General features: G+C 48.2%; 9 protein-coding genes. 5 read left to right on the top strand and 4 right to left on the bottom strand.

The features are described from left to right. Positions 1-83: 83 nt before the first annotated feature. Positions 84-2,333, top strand: a complete 2,250-nt coding sequence (locus COW20_06915) for a hypothetical protein (GenBank protein PIW48849.1) — start codon at positions 84-86, stop codon at positions 2,331-2,333. Between the two features lie 3 nt (positions 2,334-2,336). On the opposite strand, the gene COW20_06910 is transcribed toward COW20_06915, so the two are convergent. Next, a complete protein-coding gene (locus COW20_06910) occupies positions 2,337-3,392 on the bottom strand; it encodes a hypothetical protein (protein PIW48848.1) in 1,056 nt (351 codons plus the stop codon). Continuing rightward, entirely contained in the window at positions 3,352-6,306 is a 2,955-nt protein-coding gene (locus COW20_06905; protein ID PIW48847.1) for a hypothetical protein, read from the bottom strand. The genes COW20_06910 and COW20_06905 overlap by 41 nt, the downstream gene beginning before the upstream one ends. A gap of 159 nt (positions 6,307-6,465) precedes the next feature. Here COW20_06905 and COW20_06900 point away from each other — a divergent pair, with 159 nt between their 5' ends. Continuing rightward, positions 6,466-6,792, top strand: coding sequence for a hypothetical protein (locus tag COW20_06900; GenBank protein PIW48846.1), 327 nt, complete (start codon positions 6,466-6,468; stop codon positions 6,790-6,792). A gap of 52 nt (positions 6,793-6,844) precedes the next feature. Then, positions 6,845-8,392: a hypothetical protein gene (locus COW20_06895; GenBank protein PIW48845.1), complete on the top strand. Its 1,548-nt coding sequence runs from the start codon at positions 6,845-6,847 to the stop codon at positions 8,390-8,392. Positions 8,393-8,396: 4 nt separating this feature from the next. Here COW20_06895 and COW20_06890 read toward each other — a convergent pair whose 3' ends face one another. Both COW20_06890 and hflX read right to left on the bottom strand, forming a co-directional pair. Next, entirely contained in the window at positions 8,397-9,797 is a 1,401-nt protein-coding gene (locus tag COW20_06890) for a glycosyl transferase (GenBank protein ID PIW48844.1), read from the bottom strand. A 28-nt stretch (positions 9,798-9,825) separates the two neighbouring features. Next, positions 9,826-11,130 carry a GTPase HflX gene (gene hflX / locus COW20_06885; GenBank protein PIW48843.1) on the bottom strand — a complete coding sequence of 435 codons (1,305 nt, stop codon included), beginning with the start codon at positions 11,128-11,130 and terminating at the stop codon, positions 9,826-9,828. Between the two features lie 315 nt (positions 11,131-11,445). Here hflX and COW20_06880 point away from each other — a divergent pair, with 315 nt between their 5' ends. Both COW20_06880 and COW20_06875 read left to right on the top strand, forming a co-directional pair. Next, entirely contained in the window at positions 11,446-11,898 is a 453-nt protein-coding gene (locus tag COW20_06880; GenBank protein ID PIW48842.1) for a hypothetical protein, read from the top strand. 155 nt (positions 11,899-12,053) lie between these two features. After that, positions 12,054-13,217 (top strand): hypothetical protein, encoded by a 1,164-nt coding sequence (locus COW20_06875; protein PIW48841.1) that lies wholly within the window; start codon positions 12,054-12,056, stop codon positions 13,215-13,217. The last annotated feature ends 2 nt before the right edge of the window (positions 13,218-13,219 follow it).

Raw genomic sequence — 13,219 nt, 5'->3', positions numbered from 1 at the left:
CTTTTATGGGGATTGGATTCTGACAGGATGGAATCACGAACGATACTGGTATACTTTCAAAATAGGGCTTAAAGAGAGGAACGATGCCGCGCTTTTCATTGCCTCGGATATATTTGTTGGTTCTGTTGGTTTCGGTGACTCTTTTGGGCCTCCTGACGTTTCTTTTTCAACGTTTTGAAGAACGTCAGTTCTTTGTTTTGCCCGCGCATCAATGGGAGTATGCAACGACAGCGACGGTGCCAGCTGCTTCTGATTGGAAACCTGCCAAGAAACTGCAGTTTTCAACGGCACTTGTGGGCAAGGATTTGTGGTTAAGAACCACCTTGCCAGCGCATGAATTGCGAGATCCCACCCTGTTTGTCCGACGTATCAACCAAAATTTTGAAGTGAAATTGGGGCCTCAGCAAATTTACCATTTTGGAGATTTGGCACATGCTCCTGCGCGTTTTAATGGCTATCTCTGGCATATGATTTCCCTGCCCACAGACAATGTGGTCAAGACCCTGTTTATTCGTATACATTCTGAACATCGTTTTATCGGGATGATTGGTGATGTTCAATTTGGTTCTCGAGGCCAGTTGATCAGGCGTTTGATTTTTGAAAACCTGGGAACTTTTATGCTGGGCGGTTTTTATCTTTTGGCTGCTGCCGTTGCCTTGTGCCTGGCTTTGTTTTTGCCGGAACGCCCTCTCTCTCTCAGTTTGGGATTGTTTTGCCTCTTTCAGGGCTGCTATATTCTGTGCGAGTCTGACCTGACGGGGTTGTGGTTTTACCAGCCCCTGCTGCTTACCACTTTCAGTCTTTTCAGTCTTTACCTGATGCCGATCTGGATCTATCTTTTTCTGCAAAGACTTTCAGCGATTGAGAGCCTGAACCGTCCTCTGCAATTTTTGGCGATTGTCCATCTGGTCTTTGTCGGGCTGAGTGGAGGAAGTGTTCTCTTGGGGCTTCCCCTGATGCAGACCGTTTTTCCTTTTCAAATTCTGAGTTTGATTTCTTTGCTGTTTTTGGGATTTTTGGTTTTGAATGCCTGGAAACATTTACAGACTTCTGCGCATTTGGTGGCCATGGGCATGTTGGTATTTATTGGGGCTGCTTTGTATGATATGTTGGTCGCCATTCGGGTTTTGCCTTGGGGAATTCAACTGTATCCCTGGGGCAGTTTTATGTTCGTTTTTTCTTTGTTTTTGGTGCTGCTTGGGCGTTTTTGGAAAATTTATCACCATCAACTGTGGGTGGCTGCAGAACTTCAGCTTTCGCTTGCTGCGCAAAAAGAGCTGCGTTTGGCGAAAGAAGCGGCAGAGGCCGCCAATCAATTGAAAACCCAATTTTTAGCCAATCTTTCCCATGAGATTCGCACCCCTCTCAATGCGGTTTTGGGATTTGCTGAATTGCTCGAAGAGGATTTGACGGACCCACAGCACCGGCATTATCTGGAAGCCATTCGTTCAGGTGGAAAATCGCTTCTTGGCCTTTTAAATGATCTCCTGGATCTTTCCAAAATTGAATCCGGTCAAATGCAATTGGAATTACAGTGGACGGATCTTCAGGGACTTTGTTATGAAATGGGGCGCATGTTTTCTTTGCCTTTACAAAAAAAAGGATTGGAATGGCGCATGGAATTCAGTCCTGAAGTCCCGGCATTGATCAAAATAGATGAATTGAGAATGCGACAAATTTTGCTTAATTTGATAGGAAATGCAATTAAATTTACAGAATCAGGATGTATCATATTATCTGTGGCAAGAATGAAGGGAGAATCGCGTGAAATTTGCATCTCTGTCTCCGATACTGGAATTGGGATCGGGCCTGATGCTCAATCCTTGATTTTTGAACCCTTTCGCCAACAGGATGGTCAAAGTACGCGAAAATATGGGGGTACGGGGTTGGGGCTGGCGATATGCAGGCGTTTGGCTGGTTTAATGGGGGGGCGCATAGAACTGAGCAGCCAGTTGGGGAAAGGAAGTACCTTTTCGCTGTGTTTTCCAGTGACTGAGGAACAATCTGCCGCTGAACAGGAGATTTTGGCTGTAGAGGAAGCTCTGCCACGGCTTAAGGTTGCGGGGCAGCGTTTTTCTGAAGAACAGCGCTTGTATGTGCAGGGGAGGCTTGAGCCTTTGTATCAAGACCTCAAGAAAAATCGCAATCTCAACCGCATGAAGGGTTTGGCTCAGGCCTGTCTGGAATTGGGTGAACGTTTTGGCTGCGAAGAATTAACAGGCAAAGGAAAAGCGCTTGAGTCAGCCCTGCTTCAGTTTGATATTTTGTGCATCAATGAATTGTTTGAAGCTTTGCCTCAGCTTTGGTTGAAAGCTGAGGCAAATTCAGACTGAGTCTCAAAGCAGAGAGAGGAAATAGGGGCTTTTCTGTTGGGTTAAAGCTTCGCGGTAGCTGCCTTTCCAGTTCAGAGCCTTGGGATCTTCCAATTGTTCTTTTAAGGCTGTACGTGCCATGCACCAGGTGATAGAGGCTTCGAGGTAACGTCGTTCTTTTGTGTCAAAGGGAACGCCACGGGCTTCTTCAAAGGCTGCGACAAAACGTTTGATCTCGACAGGGTTGGGGGGAGCTTTATGCGATGCGTATTTTGCATGTGTGAAATGGGTCACGCTCTGTGAAACCACCCAAAGTTCCGATTCCCGTGAAAGTGTTTTCCAACCAAAAACACCACAAATTTTTGCATGCTGAAAGCAGAAATCTTCTGGATACCATTCACTGGGACTGAGAACTTCTCTGCCAACTTTTTGCTTCAGACGTCGGCGTAAAGGGTGGGTCAGACTGAGCAGCCATTCGCAATCAGGAGGAAAGGGCTTGAGCGTGCTTTTTGAAAATTCTTTTGAATTAAAGCTGAGCTGATTTGCGGGTAAGTGGGGTAAAAAGCGAAAGCTGCAAGTCGCTTGATGCAATTGTGCCAAACTGAAAGCCATCATTCGAATATCCTGTTCGTGATGGGCGGAAAGAGAGCGCTCTCCATGCAGAAATTGCTCCAGGCTGATCAGGGTTTTTCCGAGCTGTAAGGGCGGAGAAAGCGGCAAGGGGCAGGGGTATTTTTGGGCATGGACTATTTTTTGAATTTGCAGAATGGCCATCAACTGAGCTTGGTTCATCTCAGGGGGATAAAGATGCAGCATTTCCAAAGCTCCACACTTAAATTCAATTACCCATGCATTTTGTCGCTGACCATGCACAGCCTGAAATGCTTTGACCTCACTGGGCCCGTGGCTGTTTAAAAGTGTCAGCAAAGTTTGCTCAAAGGTAATAAAATCCGAAAACCCTGTCCAAGCGAGGATTTCTTTGATCTTCTCCGCCTTTAGCAGGGTGGCCAGCCCGGCTTCTGAAGCAGATGTGTGAGAATCAGAAAATGCTTTCATAACCAGGTTTCCAAAGCCTGTCATAGGCCAGTCCCACGCCCAGGATTACGCTTGCACCCAATTGAGACGTGCTGGGAAGCTTGCCCTGAAAGAGATAAGCATCCGCAAAAATTCGCAGGGAGAGGTTGTCTGTCAGGGAGACTTTCATGGCTGAAACCCATTGGGTAATCAGACCCAGGCTTGAACTGTTGTCGTTGGGTGACGGTAAATAGTATTTAAAATCCAGGGTATTGTTCCAACGCAGGGCTGAGGTCAAGGGATAATCATGATCCAACTTGAAATTCAGGCCCAGTTCAATATTGTTGGGGACATTGAAATCCCTGCGTAAAGCAAGCCCTGTTTTAAAGGCCTTTAAAACAGGGCCTGCAGGAATCGTCAGGCCCGCGACGCCACTGAGTTCAGCCTGGCGTGGGTTGGTGGTTTGGGTATCGGGTTTGACGGTGGGCGTAAATTCAGTATCGTATATTCCTTCAAGATAGGGAATCAATTGAATCTCTTTTCCAAACATAGGGAATTCAAACAGATGCAATTGCATTTCACTTGAGAAAACCAGATCATCCTGACTCTCTGTAAATTTGGTCTGTTTGCTGCTTTCATCGAGCAGTGAGAGCCCTTCAAATTTGGCTTGTACTGAGTTTGTAAAGGTAAGTGGCTCATTGTCAAATATCAGGGAAAGCTTGGTGCGTCCACCATAGGTCAGATTGTTGGGGGAGGTGACACGGGTTTCACGTACGGCGCTATAGGTTTGGTTGTTTAAGGCATTGTAGCCACTGAAAGTCAGTTGCAGATCGCTGATTTTCAGACTGAGCAGAGATTGTTTTTTTTCCCAATGGGGTAAGAGTCGTTCTTCAATTTCTTTCGAGAGCTTGCCTTTGCTTTGCTTTTTCTCAAGGAAACCCAGGAGAATATTGCGTAAATACAAAATTTCGCGTTTGTTGGGTGTCTCTGAAAAAGGGTTTTTAAGCTCCTCACGCTTTTTGCTTCCCTTTAAAATGGGGCTGAAATCAGAGCGGTTGGACAAGCTGCTTGAGATCAGGGTGCGATAATAGGCGTTTTTCTGAAGGGGACGGTTCCAGACTTTGCTGTTGTCATGGCTGAGCCCCCCCTTAATCCAGGATGCGTCAGCCAATTTCAGCAGGGCAGCTAATTGGGTGCCACTGAGGTCATAGAGCGCAACCGTATCGTCTTGTTTGAGCAGCTCATAGGCCAAGAGACGTGGCCAGGCTCCGGGCATATAAACGGCATCTTCAGGGCTTTTCAGCAGAACAACTTCGCAGTTGAAATTCTCCAAAAGGAGATTGCTGGTCAGGATCGACCAGATTTCGGCGGTCATGCGGGGGGGGTAAAGACGTAAAAAATCCTGATCAGAAAGTGACGTGAGTCCTTCCAAACGTTTGCGGGCATTGCGTGTTTTCGTGCTTTGTAAAAAAATCTGGCGCAGGGCGGGGGTTTCCAAGAGGGTAGGTCCCAGGTCAGGAAGCAGGATATCCAGAGCATTGAGATAGGCTTTTTGACGAATCCGCATAATTTCTGCCAGAACCTGAGGATCGGGCGCGGCATCAAAAGAGATCGGCAAAACCTCATTTTCAATTTTGACGCGTTGGGGCAAGAGATCGAGTTGTAAAAGCCCTAAAGCATGGGGGTTGTTGCGTGCTTTAAACGGCAGTCTTTCACGATCCCGTGGGGCTTCTATACTTTCCCTGCTGGCTTGCAAAGGCGCCCCGGTATCGCCCAAGACCACGTCAATGCCTTGGCTTGTTTCTACCAGATCCTCAAGTGCCCGTCCTTCCAGGGTGGTCAGCAAAATCACGGCATCGGCTTCACGCCCAAGCGATAGTTTGATTTCTTCAAGGGCTGTTTTCAGTGCTTCCTGAGGCTGGAGAATTTCAAGGCCCTTGCCGAGTAAGCCTGCTTCTTGCAGGGGGCTCAGTTCATCGGGATTGCCAATCCCGATCAAGGCCAACACTTTTTGCCCAGATCGGGCCAGACGGTAGGCTGGAAAAACAGCTTTACCGGCCTGTCTGATGCTTGATGAGATCCAGGGCAGGTGAAATTGATCGCTTTCTCTTAAGAGATTGTCGAGCCCGCCCTGCAACTCTTCAGCGCCGATATTCAAGGCAAAATAACCCGTTTGTAAAATAACATGAAGGCTGTTGCTGCGTTGCAGCGAAAGGCTGGCAGTATGGATGGAACTCAATCCTTCCAACAGATTGCCGCTGTCTACTAGCAATTGATGCTCCCCTTTGAGTTCTTTTAAGAGGGCGCTGCGTCTGGCCCCTTCGCCTTCTGGCTTGCCAATCAGCAGCAGTTGATGCGCTGGCAGGGGGGGTGTTTTTTTGAGATCCATCTGCAGTCCGAGCAGCATTTCCCATTCTTCTGGCAAGGAACTGGCCTGGAGTGGGGCTTCTGGTAAGCGCAAGAGGTAAAAAGGGCCGGGGTAAGTTTCCAGGATTGCTTCTTTGCGTTCAATACCCGTTTGGTCGTATTTACGGCTTTGAGCAAGCAGGGCCAAGCTTTTCACCAGAGCATGCTGGTCTGCGGCTTCTAAAACAATACTGTCAGGGGTATCCAAGACTTGAATGGGCTTTTTCTGCAAGGGTTTCATCTGCTGGAGTTGCTTCAGAAACAGATGAAAATCTTGAACCCCCATCTTTTCGCCCCAGATATACAGCCCTTGATGGTAAAAGTAAATCGATGCGCCTGCGGTGCGCAGTTCACGTACGGCGTTGAGTGGTTCTCGGGCATAATCATGAATCAGCAAATAGGGAGTATTGATGCCATAGTGATAATTAGAGGCCAAACCACGTACTCCTGCGGTATGTAAAAGACTGAAGGTTTGACCCCGGGCTTCGGCGCTTAAACCAGTAAAAACAAGCCCCAGAATACATAGGTAGGTAAAAATAGAGGTTGATAAACGCTTTTTTAGATAATTCTTCACTTCATTTACGCTGTAATGATCATGCTTTGAGCCGGGGTTTCGTCATGAATTATAGCCCTTTTTTGTCTTTTCTGATCAGAAACTTGCATGTGCATTGCGGGGAGGGCCTTAAATTCAGCTAAACTTGAGTTGTGAATCCGATGGAGACAAGGGGCTGGCATGTCTGATAAATTTACACCTGTGCTCGGGGCTTTGGGAACGGCTCTTTATGTCTATTTGGGCCTGAGCAGTACGGTGACAGCCTGGCCAGACAGTTTGATGCTGTTTGGCAGTCGCAACGCTTTTTTTGTGACAGCAGCGATACTCGCGCTGGGTGGAGCCTTTGTTGTGGGGGGTGTGAGCTTGCGTTTTTCCAGACGCTTGAACCGCGCCTGGATCTGGCTTTTACTGATCAATGCCCTGGTCTTAGGCGCAGTGATGTGGGGAGATCCCCCCTCAGAATCAAATCCCTTGCCCGAGCACGATCATGCAGAGGCAGGCTTGTGAAAACTCGGATCTTTGGCTATGATCTAACCAACATGAGAGAAAAACGATATCCATGACCCATTCAGAATACACGCTGCTTTTACTGGGCGTTTGTGGCTATGCCGGATTATTTGTGTTGGTTACGCTTTGGGCTTCTCGTCTGACCTTTACAATGCGGCAGCGCAATTTACGCAAAGCCAGTTTTTGGGATGAGTTGGAAGCTCGCTGGGAACCCGTTCTGGATGAGGTTGTCAGTGGTCGGCGTGTGGCTGATGTGATGCGCTCCATGGTCAAACCTGAAGAAGAGCTGTATTTTGTGGATCTTTTGATGCGTCGCAATATGAAAGCGCCTGCTGAGCAGAATAGCCATTACCGTGACTTGGCCGCCCCCTATTTGGGGGCGCTTGCTGTCAGAATAGAAACCGGAGATCAGGAACAGCGCGCCCGCGCGGTTTTGACGCTTTCTGTTTTGGGAGAGCGTCAATTCTTGCCTGTTTATGTCAAAGCGCTTGAGGATAAATCACCCCTGGTTGCGCTTTTGGCGGCCCGTGCCCTTGCCAATTGGGGAGAGCCCGTCGTGGCAGAGCATCTTTTACCGGCGCTGTCACGCTTTGAGGCTTGGAATCCCAATGTTTTGGCCTCTCTGCTTTCTTCTTTGGGAAAAAGTGTGGCCCCAGCTCTGCGTGGCAGTCTGCGTGAACCCAAACATTCCCCCTGGATTCGTACCATTGCCTTGAAAGCCTTGACCGAGCTGCGAGATCCCTTGGCTACTCCGCTGGCCGTTGATATTTTACGCCAGGAAAAAGATATTAATTTACAAATCGCGGCGATTCAATTGCTTGCACTGATGGGGGGCAGTGAACATATTCCCTTGATTCGTCAGCGTTACAATTCCAATTCTTTTCCCGTGCGTTTGCATGCCATTCGAGCCTTGGCACTTTTGGGCAGTGAAAAAGACCCTACCACTTTTCGTCAGGCCCTGGATGACCCCTCTCCCTGGGTGGCCATGGAGGCCGCACAGTCCTTAAAAATGACGGGGCATCATCAGGTGCTTCAAGAAATGGATTTAACCGCACATCCGCGTTCAGAACTGGCCAGCCAGATTTTAGGGGAATTCAATTCACTGGAATTTGTTGAGAAATCGATCAAGGATCCTGGCTTTGCACCGCATATTGGCCGACTTTTTCAGCAATTGAAAAAAAATGATTCCCAGCAGGTGCGCGCTTTGGTGACCCGTCTCTTTTTTGATCCGAATACCTCCCCTGAGGTGCGCTATGAAATGGCTACGGAGCTTGAAAAATTTAAAGATTATCAATTTTTTTATCAAACCCTCAGTTGTTTGCTGATGGGAAGTTTTCCGGATGGCCGTTCTTTGATTCGGGCTTTGAGAAGTTTTGGCAATGCCGAGGCCGTACCTACCCTGATGCAGCTTTATGCGAAATTGGGCTGGGCTGAACGCCTTGAAATTATTGATACCTTGGGTGCGCTCGACAGTATTGAGAGTTTTGAATTTTTAAGTCGTATCTACAATCAATTGCAGGAAGAACCCAGTGCTGGAAGCCAGACCCGTGAATTGCAAGACAAGCTGGCTTTGGCCTTGGCCCGGCGCATGATGGTTTGAGACTTTAAAACTCAAGCGATTGATGCCGGTTTTCCTGTTTGTTTTTTGAGAAAACGCCCCAAATAGCTTGTATTCTCCACAGGGTACGCAATTGGTGGTAGCCCAGATATTCAAGCCAGGCCGTGCGCAGCAATTGGCGTAAATCTTCGTCCTGGTAGCGGCGGGGGGTCAGTTCACCCAGGGCAACAGCCAAAGCGGAAGGAGCACTTCCCATCAGCAATGCCACCAGGAAAAAAGCCAGGGCCAGCAGAGGGGGCACCCACCCCAGCAAAGTTCCCAGAAGAACTAAAAAATAGCCACCCAATTCGAGAAAGGGTTCCCAAAACTCTGTAAACAGGAGCATGGGGTAAATCAGCCAGCCTATTCGACCACTGCCCTTGCTCCAGAGCAAGGCCCGGTGATGGAGCAGGGCTTTGCTGACAGCCTGTTGCCATCTCATGCGGTTTTCACGTACTTCTGCCAAATCATTGGGGCATTCATGCCAGGCCATGGGGTCGGGAATAAAATCGACATGGTAGGCTTTGCCGCTTTCCCGACAGAAGCGGTGAAGGCGCAAAAGCAATTCAGGTGTTTCTCCCTGAAAACGGGCATCGTACCCTCCGGCCTCAACCACCAATGCACGCCTGAAGACAGCGAAAGCACCTGAGACCAGCAATAGACTGCGAATACTGCTGCCTGCGGTATAACTGACTAAAAAAAAGCGAAGATGTTCTAAAATTTGCATTCTGACCAAGTGCTGAGGGGGGAGCAGGACTTCTTTGACATCGCCTTGATCCATCAGACAGCCATTGCGTACCCTTACAATCCCACTGACTGCGGCTGTAGCTGCATTTTCAAGAAAGGGGCGAACCGCCCTGAGCAGGGCATTCCGTTCCAATAACATCGTGACATAGGTACTGCAGAAAAGGGGCGTCTGGCAAAAATTCAAACCGGCATTCAAGGCGTCGGCCATGCCGCCCCGTTCTTTGTCGATGACCCAGAGTCGGGCATGTTTTTGGCTTTGGTATACGGTTTTAACGGGCTGAGAAGGCAGTTCTGAAACAGGAAAGCGTGGTGTGGGCTGTAATTGGAGCTGTTTTTGCAGGGTTTCGAGGGTATGATCATTGGAGCCATCATTGATAATCATGATATCCAGTTCAGGATAGCGAAGTTTGAGCAATTGCTCAATGCATTTCAGGCTTTCTTCCGGGGCATTGTGTACGGGCACCAAAATACTGATCGGGGGGGCTCCTGCGGCCTGCAGCAAGGATTCAATATTGATAGATTTTAAGCGGCGGGCATAATGGCGCAGAGCGCGGAATGAAATCAGGCAAGCGCCTAAGGCCAGAGTATGCCCAGCCAAAAGATAGAGCATGATGCCCCAAACCACAGCTTGAATTCCCCAGCTAAAAGACAGTGAGGTCATTGTCTATAGTTTCCTGGCGTTCTGTTGATCAGCTCGATAAAAGTTGCTCCTCGCCGGCATCCGCGACGGCTTTCCAGCTTTTACGGAAACGCTCCAGATCTTTGGCCGGTGCGCGGCAGCGCAGTTTGACCCGGTTGCCCTCTAAATATTCTTCTTCGAGAATCGTTGCAATCGTATAGAGCTGTGCAACAAAACCCGATTGGCTGAGCGGGAGCACGAAGATCGCTTCCCGGAATTGTTCAGAGAAGGTCTCAAGGATCAGTTCCTTGAGCAGGTCCATATTTTCACCCGTATGTGCGGAAACAGAGACACAGGGCGCTTCCGGGGGAATATGTTTCCAGACATGCAGTTCTTCATTTTGTGGCAACAGATCTGCTTTGTTCAGCACATAGACAATGGGCTTGTCTTCAATTTCAAGCTGTTTCAGTACTTCATTCACGGCTGCCATCTGTTCGCCCAGTACAGGTGAGGTGACATCCACGACATGCAGAAGTACATCTGCATCACAAGCTTCTTCCAGGGTGCTGCGGAAAGAGGCGACCAGATGGTGAGGCAATTTGCGAATAAAGCCAACCGTGTCGGTCAGTACGAATTCGTGGGCGCCAATTTCTATTTTGCGCACCGTTGAATCAAGTGTGGCAAAAAGACGGTTTTCGACCAGTACATCGGCTTGGGTTAAGCGGTTAAACAATGTGGATTTGCCCACATTGGTATAGCCAATCAGGGCCAGACTGAAGGTTTCTCTGCGTTTGTTTTTACGCAGTTTGCGCTGTTTTTCAATTTCTTTCAGATCGGCTTCGTAGCGTTCAATTTTTTTCCGGATCAGGCGGCGGTCGACCTCAATCTGCTTTTCGCCCATCCCAGCACGTACCCCGACCCCCCCGACCTGTCTTTCCAGGTGGGTCCATTGGCGTTTCAGACGGGGCAGAAAATATTTCATGCGGGCCAGATCTACCTGCAGCTTGGCTTCACGGGTTTGGGCCCGTTCCGCGAAGATCATCAGAATGACGTCTCCGCGATCCATGACCCTGACATTCAAGCGTTTTTCAAGGTTGCTGATTTGTGCCGGGGAGAGTTCTGGATCAAAGATGACAACATCGGCTTGGTGGGCTTCAACCAGGGCCTGCACTTCTTCGACTTTTCCGCGACCAATATAGGTGGCAGGATCGGGGTGGTGGCGGTTCTGGCTGCAGCGCCCCAAGCTGCGAATCCCTGCGGTATCCGCCAAAGAAGCCAGCTCATCGAGAGAGTAATTGACTTCCCAATCAGGGGTGTCTGGGAGCTGAACGCCCACCAGGATGGCTTTTTCAACAGGCAATTGAGTATCGAACAAAGTGAGTCAACCAGTCTTTTCTTTTTAAGTTAATTCTAGCATTCCCGCTTCCCAGCCGTTAAGCGTTCTTAAAAATAGCAGAGTGAACAGAGGTCTGAACAAACGCCTGCCCAGCCGACAAGAAAGCTGAGTTCCTAATTTATATGAGTAAAATATTGTGCTGTATTCACTTATATTATAGTAATAATCAATTGTTTGTGGTCTATTTTTTGATTTTTTGATAATAAGACGATTCTCATTGTAAATTAAGTCGTGTTATTTTTAGGTTGCGAAATCAAACAAATTGCATTTTAAATTTAAGGAGTTTTAATTCTTATGATTACGCGTACCAAGTTTTTGAAAACCGTGCTTTTAGCCACGTGCGTTATTTTGATGGGTTCCAGCTCTGCTTTCAGCGCTCCCCGTCAGACAACCATCACACTTCCCAATGGTTTGCAGATCCGTCCCGTTCAGAATAAAACCCTGGATTTTGAATTGGTCAATAATACAGGCTATATCATTAAGGGGCTCTATCTCAGTCCGACAGGTGAAGAGTCCTGGGAAGAAAATATCTTGAATGAAGCTTTGGGAGATGGTGATTCTGTGCAAATTCAATTTTCTCCCGATGCTACCGCCACAAAATGGGATATGCGTGCTGATTGGCAAATGGAAGAGGGAGAAGGCAGTCAGGAATATGTCTATTGGATCGGGCTCAATCTTGACGAGATCAATCGTGTAACTCTGCTTTACAATAAGGATACGGATAAGACTTCTGCTCGAATTGAGTAAATTTGTTTTCCAAACCGGGGCTTCGAATGGGGTCCCGGTTTTGTTTTGTCTGAAATTTGTTTACTTTCAGTTTTGTTGTTGACAATATGTAAACAAGTTTGCTAAAGTAAAATTATTCTGAACCAGTTTGGAGTATTTTAGTTATGAAACACGCAATGATTCTTCCTCTGATTTTGTCCTTAAGCGCTTGTTCAGCCGTTTTGCCAGCTCCTTTTCATGCGGGTCAGAATGCCGTCTTGACCCCTTCTTCTGAGCTCTCTCCGGCTGTCTTTTTTCAGTCAGCTCTGCTGAAGCGACCTTTGTATTTGGCTGAAGTGGATGGCATGCGGGTTCCAGTTGCCTATTTGCCCGAAAGTGTAGAAGGTTTTTCGCTGAAACAGGTCGCTATTGCCCGGCCTGCCATTGCGCCCGCCTATTATTATGGGGGCAATGATTTCAATCAATACAGCATTCAGGCTGCTGAAGAAAATATTTATCCTGCAGCCAAGGGCTCCTCACTTTTGACGGTTTATCAACAGACCGTTCAGCCTCTTTTAAAAGAGTGGGATGCCAGTGCCCGTTTGATTGAAAGCCGGGCGATGCTCAATAATCCAAATCCCGAGTATCTGCAATTGCCGGGGAGCAGTGGCGAAGCGCTGAAAGTCATGCCGCTGTATGTTTATCGTTTTGCTTCTTCGCCGCTGAAACAAACCTTAAATGTCTATGTGCTTGAAAAAGAAGTGCGGGTTCATCGCATGGTCTGGGGTGAAACCCAGATCGACATCAGTCGGGTGCAAATTGACAGTGATCAGGCCATGGCGATAGCACGCAAGGCGGTTTCAAACCGCGAAAGCAGCCCTGGTTATCCTGTATATCCCATGGCCCAAGATCTTCGACAGCCCGGTATGCAGGTGATTTATGATCTGCCTGAAAAATTGACCTGGCAGATTCATCTCAATCAGCAGGAAAGCAAGCAATTGCGCTATCAGATCAGTTTCTTTCATGGCCAAGAAGGCGTGAATATAGGCGTGCCGGTTCCCATGCCCGTTCCGATGATGGCGGCAGATACTTCTGTGGTCAGCAGTGATGGCACGGTAACGAATACGCCCACGATTGCACCCGGTGAACCCTCACCTTCACAGCCGGTTCCTGTTGAAAATCAGTCTTGGTCAGGTTCTATGGAGATAGACGCAATCAGCGGTAAAATTATTTCTTTGAACCGCCCCGTTTTGTATGCTGCTTCGGGTTCTGGCGGTGGTAGTGTAGGCTATGCCGTTCCCGGTTCCACAGGTGTGGCTTATACCGAGCCAGCGATTGCTTTGGCTCCCGCACAAAAATAAAC

It is taken from the genome of bacterium (Candidatus Blackallbacteria) CG13_big_fil_rev_8_21_14_2_50_49_14, assembly GCA_002783405.1.
GTDB lineage: Bacteria > Cyanobacteriota > Sericytochromatia > UBA7694 > UBA7694.
This window is presented reverse-complemented; position numbering and strand designations above follow the sequence as displayed.

Excerpts from the sequence above, each read along its gene's own strand:
- COW20_06915 (PIW48849.1), top strand. The coding sequence starts at position 84 with ATGCCGCGCTTTTCATTGCCTCGGATATATTTGTTGGTTCTGTTGGTT.
- COW20_06910 (PIW48848.1), bottom strand. The coding sequence starts at position 3,392 with ATGACAGGCTTTGGAAACCTGGTTATGAAAGCATTTTCTGATTCTCAC.
- COW20_06900 (PIW48846.1), top strand. The coding sequence starts at position 6,466 with ATGTCTGATAAATTTACACCTGTGCTCGGGGCTTTGGGAACGGCTCTT.
- COW20_06895 (PIW48845.1), top strand. The coding sequence starts at position 6,845 with ATGACCCATTCAGAATACACGCTGCTTTTACTGGGCGTTTGTGGCTAT.
- COW20_06890 (PIW48844.1), bottom strand. The coding sequence starts at position 9,797 with ATGACCTCACTGTCTTTTAGCTGGGGAATTCAAGCTGTGGTTTGGGGC.
- COW20_06880 (PIW48842.1), top strand. The coding sequence starts at position 11,446 with ATGATTACGCGTACCAAGTTTTTGAAAACCGTGCTTTTAGCCACGTGC.
- COW20_06875 (PIW48841.1), top strand. The coding sequence starts at position 12,054 with ATGATTCTTCCTCTGATTTTGTCCTTAAGCGCTTGTTCAGCCGTTTTG.